6 protein-coding genes are annotated in these 18,522 nt (G+C 31.7%); all 6 read right to left on the reverse strand.

Annotated elements, in window-relative coordinates:
- The 6 genes from FHK87_RS14580 to FHK87_RS14605 all read right to left on the reverse strand — a co-directional run bounded on the left by FHK87_RS14580 (position 1) and on the right by FHK87_RS14605 (position 18,491).
- Positions 1–2,094: a fibronectin type III domain-containing protein gene (locus FHK87_RS14580; protein ID WP_140594346.1), complete on the reverse strand. Its 2,094-nt coding sequence runs from the start codon at positions 2,092–2,094 to the stop codon at positions 1–3.
- Positions 2,087–6,697: a hypothetical protein gene (locus FHK87_RS14585; protein ID WP_140594347.1), complete on the reverse strand. Its 4,611-nt coding sequence runs from the start codon at positions 6,695–6,697 to the stop codon at positions 2,087–2,089. Before FHK87_RS14585 ends, FHK87_RS14580 begins: the two co-directional genes overlap by 8 nt.
- A 293-nt stretch (positions 6,698–6,990) precedes the next feature.
- Entirely contained in the window at positions 6,991–8,160 is a 1,170-nt protein-coding gene (locus tag FHK87_RS14590; protein ID WP_140594348.1) for a hypothetical protein, read from the reverse strand.
- A gap of 3 nt (positions 8,161–8,163) precedes the next feature.
- On the reverse strand, positions 8,164–14,595 hold the full coding sequence (locus tag FHK87_RS14595) for a fibronectin type III domain-containing protein (protein WP_140594349.1): 6,432 nt from the start codon (positions 14,593–14,595) through the stop codon (positions 8,164–8,166).
- A gap of 3 nt (positions 14,596–14,598) precedes the next feature.
- Complete coding sequence (locus FHK87_RS14600) at positions 14,599–17,061, reverse strand: hypothetical protein (RefSeq protein WP_226294256.1); 2,463 nt, start codon at positions 17,059–17,061, stop codon at positions 14,599–14,601.
- Positions 17,062–17,744: 683 nt separating this feature from the next.
- Positions 17,745–18,491, reverse strand: coding sequence for a hypothetical protein (locus FHK87_RS14605; RefSeq protein ID WP_140594352.1), 747 nt, complete (start codon positions 18,489–18,491; stop codon positions 17,745–17,747).
- Positions 18,492–18,522: the final 31 nt, after the last annotated feature.

Here is an 18,522-nt window from a genome sequence, read left to right on the forward strand (position 1 = left end):
CTAATATTCTACTTCAATTTTTTTTAGCGGAGATTTAGCTCCGGTTTCAAATACTGCTTGTAACATATAAGTGTATCTGGTATTAACTCTTAAATTCTGATCTATAAAAGTGTACTCTTTACCCTTAAACACTTTATATAGTGTTGGTTGTTTTTCTTCTTCTGCTCTGTACAATAGATATTCGACCACATTACCTGCATCATATTTCCAATTCAAAAAAATTTTCTTTTCTTCTCTATTAACCAGTTCTGAAAATTTATCAATTTCGTGTTTTGGTGTATTATCAGGTAATCGAATAACGAGAGGAGTTACGGGTTCTGATTCTAAACCTGACTCATCTACAGTAACCAAAGTGTATAAGTATGTTATCGCAAGATTTGCAGTCATATCATCATATGTGTTTTCTGGAAGGCTTTTTTCTACTATCAATTCCCAAGGAGTATCATTTCCTGTTTCTTTACGATAAACAAGTGTTTTTGATGCATCTATACTACTACTCGGAATCCAATGTAATGTTATGATTCCATTATCTGCTTTAAAAGATTTAAAAACGGGTTTTGTTGGTGGAATAACATCTGGTTTTTTTAGCATCAATATTTTCGAAAATCCAGAAGGGTTATATCGCTTATCAAATGCTTGAATTTTGTAATAAACCTTATTATTAAGCGTTTTTACATTTACTGTATCTATAATTTCATTTTGTGGTATTGGACGAAAAGTAATTTGTGTGAACTCTTCATTGTCAAAATTTGCTTTGAATACCCTGTAGCCCAAGAAGTCTTTCTCAGTATTCATTTTCCAACGAAGTTGTACAATTCCCGTCGAATCAATAACTCCACTTATGTCTAGGGGGGTAGAAGGAGGAATATCATCGACAGGTTGTACCATTTGGGGAAAGGATACTCTTTTTGTACCATCAACGCCTACTGCGGTAATTGTAAAATAATTGATAGCTTTAAGTTCATTGACTGTAATACTTCGTACAGATTTTGAAATATTTGATTGGATTGTAGTATAATTTCCATTTACTTCATCAGAACGATTAAGTTCAAAATACGCCAGCGTTTCTAAACCTTTTTGAGGAAACTCCCAAGTAATCACTGTGCTGTTGTTATTTGGTTTTAATTTGGCTTCGGTGATTGCAGGATTATATACTAATGGAGCTTTTCCTTGTCCTGCAATCACTTTGGAAGGAGGCCCTATTTCTCCAAAAGGAGAAATTCCTTTGATACGATACTTATATTCTTTATCATTTTGAGACAAACTATCAATAAAGAACATACGATCCGAAGATTTTTTTTCTTTTCCATTAAAATTAACAAGTGGTATATCGTTAAGAGGTTTGAAATTATTATTGGCATCTGCTCGTTCTATGATATAACTATTATATTCTCTTTGTAAGAGTTTATAGTTCCAACTCAGTAATACACTTTTATCTTTGAAAATCCCAATAAACTCTAAAGGTTCCGGGAGTGGTTTATAATCTTTTAATCCTAAATATACTCCTCCAGGGTTGACCTTCATTCTTTCTTTTGGTATCGCACTATATACTTGATATAAATATTGTTCATTAGGTTTCACATCTGAATCTATAAAGGCTAATCCAGAAAATTTGGCAATTTCATAATCCTGATCTGCTGCAAACAAAGCAAAAGAAAAGCGTTGCTCTAATACTTTGGCTTGATTAACAATATTTAAAAAACCATTACCTCCTTCTTCAAATTCTATATTAAAATCATCACCATACATAGCTTGTGCTGCTACTGCTGCCTGATCACTTTTGTCTACAAAATTTTCCCATTCAGGCAAAGGCTTAGGAAGAATAGGCGTTACTGTTAGTTTTTTGGTTACGGGTATTTTTAAAAGTTCTCCATCTATAGCTATTGTCTTACGCTCAACGATATATCCATATTGGATTGCATATTTCCAGGCTAAAGGAGTATTAACAGCCCATCGTAACTTAATTGCTTCTTTCGTAACTGTTCCTATCACTTTTACCTCAGGTTCTTCGTTTCCGATAGGTTCTTGACTAGATATTCTTATAGATACTAATAGTACTATAATAAGGATACTATATTTAAAATACTTATTCATAAAGTGGGTTATAATACTTTCTAATGTCACTTCCTCCGTTCTTAACTTGCCCTGGTAAGACATATTGGAGTTTGGTTTTATAATTTCCTTTCTTCATAGTAGGAAAAGGCTTTACTATAAGATCACTATATTGAGTCATATGTTCCCAGGGGAGATCGGAAGTAATTAGTTGATATCTAAGGTCTTCATAATCCTGTAAGTAATATAAAGTGACATTGTATCGATAAGGTATAAAATCATTAAACTTTTGTATTGACACCCTATTTTCTATACTGGTTAAATACCAAGATAGTGGTTCAACACCTTCTACTGGTGGTATACTGACCTCATCTATATTTCTTTTCACAGAAAATCTACCGGCAAGAGGATACTCTTCATATAATAAAGGATAAATCTCTTTTTTATAATAACTATCATCTAATATAGCTCTAGCTACAATCAGTGGTTTATTTCCTGTCTGGAGGGTTCCTTGTAGTTCTGCTATATCAAAAGGTTCTATAGGATTAATCCGTGAAGTTAGTGCTACTCCATAAGGATAGGGAAAGTGATCGAACAAATCATCTGTTTTTTTGACAGCACTCATTTTCTTATCAAATGTCTTGTACTGACTTGTTCTGAAATTAAATTTCAATAATTCTCGCTCTTCTCCTTTAATTGCTATTTGATCTAATGTATTAGATTTAATTTCTATCTCATTCCCTTCACTTTCTAGATTTTGAGAAGTATATTTTTCATTAATCACATGGTCAAAATCATCATTTTCTGGAGGTACAAGTTTATATTGAATTTCATACTCTGTTAGAGTACTTATATCTTCAGGCAACTTAAACGTAATTTGCTTTTTGGCACTATTGTAATTAAAATCTTTTAGTAATACTGTGCCTGTTTTTGATAGTATTGTAGTTGTCTTTTTAAAATTAGGCACTTGATCAAAAAGGTATTTTTGACCTCTTTTTAAAGTGACATACCCCATATCATATTCTTTAATAAAGAAATTTTGTTGCCCTATTACAGGGTACATAAATTCTATATTATGTGGTGGGATTTTTTTGGGTGCTGTTCCTGTTGTAAAGTTGACTTCCTTTGTCTCTGTTGATACAGTACCATTATCTTTTATAACTTCCCATACACCATTTACATATTCTTCAAAATGAACTTGTATATAAGCTTTGAGTTGTGATTTTGGGGGTAAAATCTCATGAGAATAAAAAGTTGCCAAACTATTGTATCGATTCCATTTTATTTCTCCTTCTATAAGTTCTCCGTCTTTGGTTACTTCAAACTTATCCATTAAAATTCGGTATCTGTTGTCTCCCGTATCATCAGGAATCTCAAATACTTTATTGATTTGCATATTGAAAGCTACTTGTGGAGCTGCAAATACATCAACTTCTCCTGTTCCTTCTTTTGGTGTCATATCTCCTATAACTACAATCCCATCCAAAGGACTACCATCTATAATTTCACATTTTTCACCTAATTCTATTTTAAATCTAAATTTTCCTTTGATTAAGCCTCCCAATACATGGTATTTACCGCCAATATATCCTCTAACCCAAACAGGATTAGGTAATCTTGCTTGCATTAATGCAGCTGCAGCACCTCTGAATATGGTTATTTTCTTTCTTTTACCGAATATTTTGAACTTGAGCCCCACATGCCCCTGAAAATAGCCATAAGCCTGACCATTTGCATACCAACCACTTAATCCTATTTGCTCTGATGAACCTTTACAACGTGCCTCACCATAATCTTTTAGCATAATATCAAAACCTAATCCAGCATCAAATCGTGCAAAAAATATGAGAAAACGCAAATCCCCCGTAGACATACTCCATCTAGAACCAAATGCTAATCCTTTTCCAGCTTCTAGCATGTTCAAATCTCTAGAATAGTCTAATTTTGATACATCAATACCTAGAATATTTGCAACAATTTCTGGAGGTAAAGGAGGATTACCAGGAATATCACTTCCTACCATAAAATAACTTTCGTTTCTTTCTTTCAGGATACCGATATCCATTACTACTCCTACAGGATCGTCTGGAGTTCCTATTAATAAATGCCAATCATCCGGCCCTACATAAAAATCTAACCAACCGGCTCTACCATTGGGCCCAACGCCTTTAAGAATTCCAAAATTGATATACAATTCTGATGTGGCATGAAATACATCATTCACAAAATCAAACTTGATAAAAACATTTGCTGCCATTGCTCCTTCAGGTTTGTAAGCAGGTAATATAGGATTGTTCCCTTTAGAAATTACCCCTAGTTTGTCCTGTAGTTTTTCATAAAAATCTCCAGGTAAACTACTAATCATCTCTCCTTCTCCTTTGAAATAAATTTCTTGTAGACCACCAGATTTCAAAAATGATATCCCGAATTCTAGTGAACCATGAAATAACTGTTCTGACCCTGTTGTGATAAGCCCGACTGTTGCTTTCAATCCGAATCCATTTTCTTTGTATGGTTCATATATCACCCCAGAGGTTGAAGCACCTATATGATTAAATGCAGCATCTTTTTCGCGCGCCATTCCTGCCATTTTCATATGGTTGTAAAATCCTCCGCCAAATGAATTAATAGAAAAGGCTGTGAAAATAGGAATACCCTGAGGGAGTGTCACTTGTGCATCTGCAAACCAATATCTAAAATCTTCTTTTCGACCAAATAAAGCTTTGGCTTCTACTTCTAAACTCATCCCTACACTAAATTTGGCACCAACTGCTCCTGCAAAACCGGTTCCATATGTTGGATCATCTTCAAAAATAAATATGGCTCCCTTGAGTTCCATACCAGAAACTTCCATCTTAACAAATAAGCGTTCCAAACGAATCCCATCATATCGCCATTTGTCTCTTCCGTCTTTATCTTCTAATTGTGCTTTGATCGCTAATTTTGCTCCTCCACCATTACCACCATCACTTTCTGAAGTTAAATTGACATTAAAATCAAATACTAATTCTAGACGGTCTCCAGATGGAGTTCTTAGCCCTATTTCATTTACGGTAACAGGAAAGTTGGCAAGACTCATATTTCCTTTATATCCAAAATAATCAACAGAAAACTTAGGAGATTCTGTTTGCAAAAGCATATTTTCAAAAACAATCCCTCTAAAATTTACCGTATTATCTTCAGATGATGATTTTTTGAGTCCCGATTTAATATCAAAAGATCCATTAAGATTTGCTTTAGGTCTAAACTCATCCTCTTTTACTTTCATTTCTATATATGAATCTTTGGTCAAAGTAACTTTGGCACTCCATACATCAAAATTGATTTCATTTGTATTTGTGACTCTAAAACTATACTCATCAGGCTGAATAATTGCAGCATATTTTAATCGGTCTTCTTTTGAAACAGGAAGAAGAAATTCACCTTCAAATTCTCCAGCTTTAAGACTATTAGTTTCTATTTCTAATAGAAAACGGTCTAAAGAAAATTGCCATTTTGATGCTGAACCCTCATCTATAGTAAGTATATTTTTTCCTTCAAATTTTCCTGTGACTCCTTTTCCATCTAAGATTAAATTTGACGCTCCAAAAGAAATACGTTTATCACTATTATTTTTTCTAAATGCCTTCGGAAGCACCACGTCTAATGTATTTATATATACTCCTCTCCATAGTTCCGGGGCTTCATTATAGTGATTAGATAAGTAATCTTGTGGCATCGCAGCATCATTACGTAAATCACTAAAATCGAATATGGCTGTATTAAACTTGAATGTTGTTCCCTTTATCCCCTTAATTCCAAATTCGGGAAGTGAAATATTGACTACGATATCATTCCAATCACTAACTACTGTTTTAAAATTACCCTCTACATATCCAAGTTTTTCTTTTCCATTTTCGTCTACAGGATACAATAATCCATTAGAGAATTTTAAATCTGCATCTATTTTTAATTCTTTAAATCCGGAACAATCAATTAAGGCATATGTGGCAGGTTGCTCAAAACTACCATTAAGCACCACAACAGCTTTACCATTATTAATATTAAACGAAAATTGAGAGATTAAGTTAAGTTTGGCTTCTCCGATAATACCTCCCTCGTGCGAAAGTTTTATATCAGAACCGCCTAGTATCAATACCCCTCTCGCCGTTTCTATCTTAAGAAAAGCTGTAAGTTCTGTGTATTCTGATTTAAAGACCGCCTTTGCAATGCCTACGGTATATTTTACATTACTAATTTCAGTTGGGCGAATGGCTACAGGTAATTCTCCCAGACTACTATCAGAAAGTAGGTCTACATAATTTTGTGTCTTATCTACCGTAGAAAAGACATTATTAGCCATGTCTAACCATTTTTTATTTTGTAAAGAATCGACAGTATTAAATTGAAATCCATCTTTGATGTTTAATTTAACTGTATTTTTTACAGATATAGGAACATTAAATTTTTCTAATGATTTAAATTTTCGAAAAGTCTTAACTGGTTTTGAAGAAATAGTACTTTCATTATAATTAATCTTATTATTTTGTAAACTATCTTTTACTGATTCGGTTTTTCTGTCTACCAAATCATTGACATTTCTTGCAGAAAGAAAAGTTGTAGACAAACAAAAGAAAAACAATAAAACCTGAATTAATTTATTCATGACCAAAAAGTATTGTTAAAGGCTATAAAATGTATCGTGTGAAAAGCTATTCAGATATTTTACTTTCACCCACCAAATACGATGCAAGTTTATTTATTATCAGATTCAAAAAAACCACTGTTTTTAGTAATTTTTATCTATTAAATATATTTTGATAGGTATAAAAAGTTTAGATTTTAAAAGCGTATTTCAATAAAAAAACCCCTTTAAAAAGAGATTTTTTATTGAGTGCAGACTAATTGTATTGACTATCAAAAGCACTTATGTTATATTTAAGATAGATATTGATTTTTTTAATCTGATTCTGTTTTTCTCGAGTAAGGTCTTTCAAATACTCTAAAATTTTCATCAGCTACTTTTAGTTCTTTAAATACCTCTGATATTTTGTTCAAATTATCGATAGAAGGTTGATAATGACCACTAAAATTTGAAACTTCGGTCACTTTACCATTTTTTATAACTAGTTTACCAGCAGAAATAACCGTTCTTGATTCTCCGGACAAATTATAATGACCGTGTCCTATTTTAAGTCTTCCATCATTTGTGAATACAAAATTTACATCATCCAATTGTTCTCCATTAAGCGGTTTCCATACGCTTTTTGAATTATCATCAACAGTCAAGTATTCAATTCTCTCGTTTTGTATTCGTATCTCATATGCTCCAAACTTTGACGCTCCTGAATATTGAGGACTACTTACTTTGGCTGTTACAAGTGGCACCTCACTTAACAACTCTTCTCGTATTTTTATACCTCCATATTTTTTTGTTGGAAAAAGTATTGACTCTACATAGGCATCTTTATCAATTTTATCCTTTACGAACCGATTAAAAGATTCTACGGAAAATGAAAAATTTTGCTTCTCAATATTTTTAATGTAAGCTGTCATAGCCCATAGGTTACTTACATCTGTTCTTAGTTTATCACTTACATTAATGTCATAAAATAAGTTCCATGCCTCTAACATGTCTGGATTATTACTTAATTTTTCCGTTAGTTCATTAGACAAAGCTAAATCTCTTTCTAAAGATTTCTTTTTTGATGTTGAATAATTTACACTAGCTAATAATTCGTCAACAGAAAGAATCGTAGTTGATTGGGGGTTATTTATATTTTTTAGTTTCCAAGCTTCATAACCTAGTTCAACATTTTTTATCTCTTCTACAACATCATCAACACTTTTTCCTGTAAAACTCAAATACTCCTCAATTTCTTCGAGTAAAGAGACTTTCATCCTATTTATGTCAGGATCTGCTCGATATAATACTTGCCAAGCATCAAATACTTTTTCACCTTTGGATTCAAACAAATCAAACATTTCATTAGAATCATATTTTCTTATTTCATCAACGCATACATCAATAAGGCATTTTTCTTCTACTTGAGCATTTACATTTTGTACTCCTACAAGAGAAATAAATAATGTAAAAATCAATATTGTTATACTATTTTTAAATCTCATATCTTATTTACAATTTGGTCTAGCTTTTTTAATTCTTTGTTTAAGTCGACTCATTCTTAATTCCATTGAATTTCCTGTTTTTCTAACCCATGATAGAAGTATTTCTTTTTTACTGATTCTTATTTCAGTAGGAATCCATTCTTTGCCTAATACCTTTCCTTCTGGAGTAGCAAGAACAGCCTCTACTTCATTTTTTTTATCGGGACTATAAGTATTCATAAACGCATTGTAATTATCAGGAAGATATTCACTATTAGGATATTCACTAGATATTTTGTTAATATCTTCTTTTAATAAACGATGCATTACAGCTTTTGAAACTTCTTTTCTTTTCAATTTGTCTGGCAATGATACTACATAGTCATATAACAAACCATCTTTAGAAATTGAAGACACACCAATTTCACGATCTTTCTCTCCTTCTTTTTTGAGATAGTGAGTAATTAGCTTTGCTCCATCTTCTTCAATTTCTACTGTAGATTTATATACATATCCTTCATTTTCGAATTGGTATTTTCTGTTACTATTTCTTGGTACCGAAACACTTTTAGTCTTCTCAATAAGCTCTTCGATGATTTCACGAATAGGTCTATTTGTCCCACTGGTTACTAGTCCTTGATGTAAACTTGTACCTGGTTCTAATAACATATCTAACATTACAATAGGTCTATTAGGATCATTAGTTAGAATAAAATCACCTAGATTAATATCTTCTATTAGCCTATTACCATCTTTTAGTAATTGATTTTCGATATCATCTATAGCTTTAAGATACATAGGAGCAACTTGAGTAAACCCTATATTATCTGGATCTAAATTTTCCTCATTTAACACTCTTCTTTCTATTTCCTTAATATTATATCCAGTAATTTTTTCCATCCCAATAACCTCTCGCCATGACCCATCTTCTAATTGTACTCTATAGCGACCATAGAACTCAGGACCTCCATACCTCTCTAAATCCTTTAAGATTTTTTCCATTTCGTCCATAGCGTTTATTGTATGATTTCTATCATATTTAAAAACTGCAGAATTTCCGTTTACTTCGCCATCAAAAAATGCACCTCTGTATCCACCATTATTAGCTCTTTGAGTTACTTCTACAGGAGCTAACTCAAATACTTTTTCTGCTTCAGCTACTAAGTATTTATATGTTTTATAATCAAAACGTTCCTCTTTACGACCTTTAATTAAGAACATCGTATAATCTACTAACCCTATATTGGATGAATTTATCATATCAAAAAGAGTCTCAGAATGACCATCAATCAAACTTCTTAGCATTTTAAAATCATCAACTTTTGCAAACTCTGCTTTTATTATTTCAGGAAGCTCAGATTGTTTTATTAATTTTTGGACTTCAATATGAATTTCTCCTAAACTTAAATCCAAGTACAAACCATCAGGATCATCATATATATATTCAATTTCTTCGCTAAGTTTTTTATTAGAATTTGAAGATGCTTTAAACCTCTTTAAAGCTGATACTGCTTCATCAACTTTAATAGCATCACTTGATGAGATAGCACTACCCAAAGCTTCTTTCTCATTTTCCAAAACTCTTGTTAGCTCTCTTATACCTTTAACGCCCTTTTCAGAAGATAAAACTTGAATTATTTCGTCAGGTTGATTTTTAATAATGTCCATTAATTTCTCTGCGTGATCAACAAGATCCTTTGTCACATCATCCGGAGTCTTAGAAACAAGCTTGGTACCAGATATAGCCAAATCCGCCATACTTACAAGACCTGTAGCTAAACTAATCTTGTTAAGAAGGCTAGATAGTTCCGGGTTTTTTTCTCTATTGAAAGTTCCTGCTATACTTGTCAAAGAACTGATTTTGTCTGCATAATAAAACGCTTTACCCAAGGCACTCAATTGCCCTCCGGGAATAAATAAGGTTCCTACATCTATTGTTGTTTGAATTATATCTGATTGTGTTTGCTCTTCGCCAACACTTGCTGCATAATGTGCTAGAATAGCTGGAGCAGGAGCCGCTACATTTTTTCCGGATGCATCAGGTTTAGAAAAATCTGAAAGTAATGGTAATTTTGAGGTGTTTACAAAAAGAATAATATCAAAAGGATCATATTTTTTTTCGTTGATCAAAATTTCTTTGCTCCCAAGTCCGACTTTAGAAAATTGAGTAATTGAAATTTTGGGCGTAGTATTACCATTATTATCAACTAATTTTGTCTCTAGACTTACATATCCGTTATTTTCTGTAAATGGAAGGTCGGTATATAATCGTTTCAAAATATTTTGATAATCATATTCATACATTACCAGACCATCTTCTTTTAATCCATCCATATCAAAATTCTGGATATGCTCTGAAATCCTGTTCATTTTGATTTTAAAGCTCTCTGATCTCAATTTTAATTTTGAAAATGCTTTTATGAGTTCTAAACGAAAATCCCCAGATGTTATAAGGCTAGCATCAGATACATTATTAAATAAGGCAGTTATTATTTTATAATCACTTGTGTTATTGACATTTGGAGCATCAATAGACGTAGAAGGCATTGAAACTGTTATTTTTGTTTCTGTCAAATAATTTATAAAATCATCTTTATCAACCTCTTCGGGAATCAAACTTATTAACCTTATTAGACATTCTTGCGTTATTTTAAATCCTTTCCCTTGAGAACTAGGTGAAAAACTCAACAATTTTTCTATGATAAATTTTCGATCTTCAAGTGTTATGCTCAAGATATCATTGGATGTAGCATTCTTTAAGCAATTTCTTAGGTCAATTGTATTCAAATTTCTAAGATCACTTAAACATTCAGAAGTATTTGTATTATAAATAAATCGCTCTATTTCTTTTTTAAACTCTCTATAAAACTCTGAATTTCTAACATTTACATTATAGTTTCCTGAGTCATCAGAATGATATGTTTCATAGAAAGTACTTCCTGACCAAATCGTAAATAGTTCATCTAAAAGGTGTTCTTTATTATCTCCTCCAGTTCTTTCGAAAATTATTTTATATACATCAGAATCATTTTGGAAGTTTGTAAGCAATAGATCATACGAATTTTCTTGAGTATTACTCAACGAATATTTTGAAGTTGTTCTTAAAATATCCAAAACTAGATTTTCTCGTTTTTCGAATAAAGTCCATTTTTGAGATAATAAGCTTAAAATCTTAAATCTTGATTCATGATTAAGTGTTTCAAGTTCACAGTCTGATAAATTCAATAAAAAATTGATATCATCATTAGACAAATCATTGTCTGAAAGGAATTTATAAACATAATCTGTTTTCGTTTGAGGATTTGAATATTTTCCTTCGGATGTTATGTACGCTTTGAATTCTTCTTTTGGATTTGAATTAAATAATTTAGATAATGATAATTCATTCGTTGCAACTATGATGTCTCCCAGATTGTATTCAAAATAACCATCTCCGATTGATCTGATGGTAACTCCTGAAGATGGTATCAGTGTCTTGGGATTATCTTTATACCTAATAATAGTATTAATAGTAACAGTTTTGAACTCATCGTGGTCAGGCACTATCAATTTACCATTACGATAACGTATTACATTATATCCATCAGTTTTAATTGGTTTTCCTAATTCTTTTAATTTCTCAGAAAGCTCAAAACTTACCGTAGGATTATCTTTATGATATTCACATCTTAGAAGTTTAAAAATTGATGTTACAGGCAATCCATCTGTTCTATAAAATTCTCCTTCATTATCATCTTGAAACCAATACAGTTTAAATCCGGGGGCATGAATCTTTTTCCAATCCATATGATTAAAGACTGTACCTCCATTATAATCCATCAAAAAGTCTGTAGATTTTTCAGGGATTTTATATTCTACAAATGGATGTTCTAAGCCAAAGACTCCATGCCCTAATTCGTGTGCTATAGTTGTAGATTGTTCTTTAGATTTTTGAAAGACAAACCCGAATTGTCCTTTAAGCGGCATAAAGCCATCTATTTCTCTTGCAGTATCACTATTAAATGATTTTAGGTCTGTTACAAATAGATAATACGTTTGTTTGTTATAATTTGTTTGTATTTTGAAGTATTCGTTTATTGCTTTTTCTTCTTTTGAGTAATAATTTAATATCCCACTGTCCCCTGCATTAATAACCTGATCATCTTGATCAATATCCCATACACTTTCCGGAATATGTAATCGGTCTCCTATTATGGTTTTAAAATTTACTCCTACTTTATTATAAATAGTATTAATCTGTTCCTGTATTCTAGAATTAACAGTTGCATTATTAACAGGTACAATCACTAAATTAATAGCATACATTTCTGGTTTCCCTAGATGTACTAAATTAAATGCTCCTGCTATAGTATGTTTTTCCTTTGGTTTTTTAGGTTTTACCGTTGCTAAAATCTCTTCTATAAGATAATCTGATTTTCTCTTTAGCGATAATGTTGCTGTATTATCACTCCATTCTGCAGGAATCTCAATTCCTTCTTTGGTTTTAAACACAATATCTTTGGTAGTAATATTATCGTCATAAAATGTAGCTTTGGCTTTTATTTTATCTTCTCCTCTTATATCTGATATGACTTTGTAGGGTATTTGATAAACTTCTCCATTAGCCATAGCAAGTGATTTATATTTTGCTCCCAGCTGTTCTTTAACATTATCTGGTATTTTATCAAAGGCATAAAATCCTGATTTTTCAAAATCTATCCGCACACCTGTAGCAGATATTTGAGAGACTTCATCATTAATCAACCCGCTAGTAGTATCTTCTGTAACAGCTCCTCCTTCTGCAATTTGTTCTTGACTTATTGTTCCATCTTCTCCAACAGTCCAGGCAGTTCCTGATTCATCTCGAATCACTACATCTTGTCCTCCTGGAACTACAACTTGTTCTCCATTGGTGCCTGTTATTATCCATGCATTATTTTCATCAGGCTTTATATCTGCAATTACAAAATCTACCTCGCCACTTGATAACTCTCCTTGATCTCCGGTTATCATTTCTACAACATCAAGATCAACATCTACAGTCATGTTTTCACCTTCTCCAAAGGCAGGGTCATATAGGGTAATGATCTCTCCTTCTGCCAGCTGATTGCTTGTATTAATTAAAACATCATTAAATTTTACTCCGAATCGAGCAAACTTAAAATAAGGTATTTTCACATATCCTCTTCCTGTTATTCTACCATTATTATTACTCTCTAATTCGGTAATTGTCATAACAAAATCACCTGCTGTGACACGATCTCCGATCTTAAGATTGGGATTTGGTTCTCTATTAGTTATCGCAACTGCATCCGGAACAATGCCACAGTTATAATTAGCGGTCTCATCTTGAGCGGTGGCTGTTGTGATTTCTTGAGTTTCAGAAAAATCTCCATATTGATACTTACATTTACCTTTTACTTTATATTCATATGTTGTTCCCGGTTTTAAATCCCAAATAGTAGCCCATCCACTATTGGTGCGCATAGTAAACCATTGTGCATTAGGTTTATTAGCCTCTCTATACGCAATAGTATATTCGGTATACACAGAAGGATCTTCTTCCCAAAAAACATTAATTTTAGAAATTCCTTTAGGCTCTGCATATACATTAATAGGAACGTTACATGGAGAGGTTCTCGAGAACCAAAATATTTGGCTATTACCTTGATTTCTAAAGAGTCCTATTTCTTCTGCTCCTTTTAATGCTTTTGCTCTTACTCTCCAGGCATAACGCTTTTCTGGCAGTAATAATGGTTGAGTTGGACCATATACAAATGATGTTGATCGTGTTGTTGTTTCAAAAACAGGAGGCAATGATAAAAAAGCTGTTTGAGGATCAACAGTATCATCCCAAATTTCTACAATACTCAACTCATATTCAACATTGCTTACATTAATATGTCTTGGTGTCCACTGAAAAACAATATTTTCTACTTCTTTTGGCTCGATATTATAACCATTAAGTGGAAGATTTAATATTGGAGGTTCATTTTTAAAAATATAAGTACTAACACAAGTTTTTGAAGACAAGCGATTTCCTGTTGAAAAATCAAAAACTTCAAAACAAAATTGGTAGCTACCTTCTGGAATGGTTCTACCATAAATATTAGGATTAATCCCTTGTAAGTTTTGAAATTCAAAATAAGGAGCTAATTCTACATTTGTTAATGATAACGGTTCACCTCCGCTAATAAATAATGGAGCTGCCCCAATCACTATATCTCTACTTTCAAAAGCTATTCCATTTCCATCAAAAGAAACTTTTAATCGTATTTGTTCGTCATTGATCGTAATGTCTCTAAGTAGTAATTGTACCCTAAGCGGACTATTTAATGTGGTCCCATCGGCATAATTATAAAAATTTACAGGTACAGGAGGGTTAACTTGTGGGAGTATCGTTATAGGAAACTGCTGAGCTAAAGTTTTACCACTGCTACAAAAGAGTATAAATAGTGCAAGTACTAATTTTTTCATAGGTTAGTTCTTTTCTATATATTTCAAATTAAATTTATCTGGATCGGTATAGTTAAGCGATTTTTTAAGGTAGAAATCAATAATCTGTGTAATGATATACAGTTCAATTTTTTGATCTTCTTCATCTTTATCTTTCATACGGAATATATTTTCTTTTTCCTGTTCCATAAGCTCTGCGAGGAACTTATCCGGATTTTCTACTTTTGTAATCGAATTATATTTCTCAATAATTGGAAGTGTCCAACGGTGTCCTATTAATCTTGCCAAAGCCGTATCAGAATTTTGTTCTAATTCTTTATATCTTTTTTGCAATGCTTCAGAAGTTTTTTTACGCTCTTCTTTTGTTTTTTTATGTAAACTATGATTATCTACTGCTATTTTAGCTTTTACAAAGGCTTTTTCAAAAGCATAATCCAGGCGTCTCATATCCTTACGTAACTCAATCAATGTCTCGAATATTAACTGATTATAGTTTTTAAGAAAGTCTTCATAGCTATATAATTCCTTAAGAAAAATAAAGGCTTTATCCTTGTATTCGTTTTTATTTTTTTCGTCGGCTACTATCTGACGTAGCATGCTGAGTTCTCCTTTTTTATACTCTGGAATATGGTCAAAATGTGAATGGTTTTGAAGATTTGCTAATTGTATATTAATCTCGCCTCTTGTTCCTCGATACAAAGAATCTCTATATCTAAATTGTATAATTTCGTCACTCTTTGATTCTCTGGTTTTATGTTTCTTTTCTCTTTTGGGAAGTTTAAATCTGGGATTGAACTTATCAAGAATATAATTGTAGCCAAAAGTAATTGTGAAATCATTACTAGAGGTCGTTGAGTTTCTAAATTGAGATAATACGTTGAGATTAAAATTGTGTTTTTTAAGATAGGTATATGTACTTCCTAATCTTATATTAGTTACATCTCCCTGCTTTGTACCATTATTATTGGTTTGATTATAACTTATAGAACCTGTTGTGCGTATTTTTTTGTCTAAGAATTGTTTGTTAGCAGACAAAATAGGTCCATATGTGAGACCTGTATCTGTACCGATAGTACTATAGCTTATGTTAATAGCTGTAGAAACATTAAGATTTAGAATAGGGTAACCCATTGTATAAGAAGCACTACCATTGTAAAAATTAGAATCTCCATTTTCTACAGTTTGTCCTCCTTGTTTGTTTACTGCATTCTGAAAAGAAAGTGCTACGCTAAGGTTGCGCTTTTTTGTTTCTGTATCTTTTAAAATATAATTTGCATTAAGATTAGCATTCCGCGAAATCTGCTGAAAATCTAACGTGTCTAAATTATCTATCTGAGAAACTTCATTAATAAAATCAAATTGGTTTTTAATATTTGTAAATGACTGAAAATTGGAATATCCTCCTGATAAGCTTAATTTTTCTGAAGCATTATAGGTAAGATTAATAGCACTTACTACACGTTGTAATTGAGTACTCTTTGTATTGTCAAGATCATCTCTTTGTAAACCTGCATTAAAAGCAATATTCAATTTATTCTCAAATATATTTTGAGTGGCATTAAGTGTAATATTTTCAAGATCATTATTAAAAAAATAAGCTCCCAACGTTTTATAATCAGGATCGATATATTCGTAGCCTACACCTACAATCCCTTGTCCTACAGGATAAGAAAAACTAGCATTAAAAGCTTTATACTGCTGCGTTGTAGCATTATTTTTAATTAATGCAGACAAAATTGATGCGCTATCTGCTTCTCCTTCTGCATCAGTATCTTCAGTTATCGTTGAAGAGGCTACTTCTACATTAATTTCACCTTTATCAAAAAGTTTTACCTTAGTTTCCAAACTTATTACTGCGTTCTCTTTTGGTTGTAATTCTAGCTCTACAGGCACAGCATTATCTAGAGAGCTTTTATCATCTGAAGCTTTAAAAAAGATAGCACCAATAGAAAATTTTTCAAATTCATAGTTTGCCTTAATACCATAGCCTATTCTTTTGTATGCAGGTTCTGATTGTGGATCATCAGGATTAAATTCAGATTCTTTTAGCAATCGACCATACATAGCACTCATTTTAAAACGACTTCCTGGAGTAAGATCAACTCCTACTCCTGTAAACTGATGTCCGCTAAGCGTATATGGTGAAAAAGTCATACTCACATCTCCTATATGAGTGGTTACCCATTTATAAGATGGATGAATACTTAATCGATTAAAAGAAAAAGGATTAGTATTTTGAAATTTTTGATTCGAATATGAAAATGAAAAAGGAATATTATAGATTCCACTTATATTCAAATTAACATTACCCGTTAAAAAATAAGTAAACGGTTCTCTATTGGATTGTCCTTCGTAAAAAATTGCATTACCTGCCACTCCTCCTGTTAATTTAAATAATTTAGCTTTTCCTATTTGACTTAAATCCTGACTAAATAATGCGGTAGAAAAACATAAAAAAAAAGTAATCCAGAATGTTCTTGAAACCAATAAACAATACTTTCGCAACACGTAATAAAGTGTAATCAAACAATACTTTTTCAATAAGTCACTCAAAGATTAAAACATTTTAATTAAAAGGTTGTAAACCCACTATACTTGATGTAAAACCTAAATACCAATACATAGTATAGCAATAGCCAACACTAATTCTTATTTGTTTTCGATATATCAGCAACGCTATTTTTGATCTTGTCAAAACAGTATATTAAGTCAGTTAATAATCAATGTGATTACTATTATTTCACGAACCAAAACTACTTTATAAAAAACAGGAAATCCCCCCGATTTTTAGTGGTATTACTATTACCAAAGTGTAATCATGAAAGAATTAAGGAATATTGAAAGGAGAGCTTTTTTAAACTAATGTAGCTAAGGTTCTTAATTTTAGCTATCGCAAAATAATTATCAGTATTATTACAGAATCTTGAGGTTTTATACTAAAATTGTAATCATTAATTTTCGACAAGTGATGAGTAAAATCTACATCATTACGAGTCATTAGCAAGGTTTGCTTTTTGAGTTGTATTAATTTAAAAACAGACTTAAAAATCTATACTGCTTAGTTCAAAGACTAAGAAGCTAGTTTATATGAAGTTTAGCAACAATACTTTGGGATAGTAATTCAATATGAAACGTAGAAAAAGGCAAATACAATTCAATTCTATAATTTTTTAGCCGTCAAATCGCATGTCATAAATCTCTCTTTCATTGGTTTCTACATCTAGTATATGGTCCAACATATAATCTTCACCACAAGAAATGTCTGCAAAAATGTTTCCAGATTCACCTATAGTAACTTTCAAGCTTAAAACCTCTAGCGTATGATACCAATTCTCGTTAGCTTGTTTGTTGGTATATTGTGCAAGGTGCCTATTGTAATAACAAATCAATTCTTCTTTGCAATCTGATAACCACTCTAATTTTTTGATGATATCATCTATATAATTTTCTAATTCATGATTCCCAAGATGAAATTCTATTCTTTTATTATTAATTTTTTTGTTAAAGACCACCAGACTCTTATTGGTTAATGTAAAATCATTTTCATCATTATCTATTGGAACAAAGTCTTGTAAGGAGATTTTAGCTTGTGGTTGCTTTTTTTGAAATTTTCGAATATCTTGAATGATAAAAGTATCTTTATGAGAGGTCGCTTTATCTTTCATCACTAATAATTTTGCCTTATTTTTTTTATTATTCATATCAGCAGTATTCGCAAAAATCTTATATGCAGATTGGTGATATCCTAATAATTTATATATAAAGCATAGTATCATGTTTTCTGAGTGACTCCTTTCTATCTTTTTTAATTCGTACAATAAATCATAGAGTTTTTCTACACTTTCTTTTGAAGCATTAGTATTTCGAAATTCTTTTGAAATCTCATTATAACGTTTATTGTAGTCTATACCTTCCATAACATTTTAAGATGTTCATTACAAATATGAT

Source organism: Aquimarina algicola (assembly GCF_006443095.1).
GTDB classification, from domain to species: domain Bacteria; phylum Bacteroidota; class Bacteroidia; order Flavobacteriales; family Flavobacteriaceae; genus Aquimarina; species Aquimarina algicola.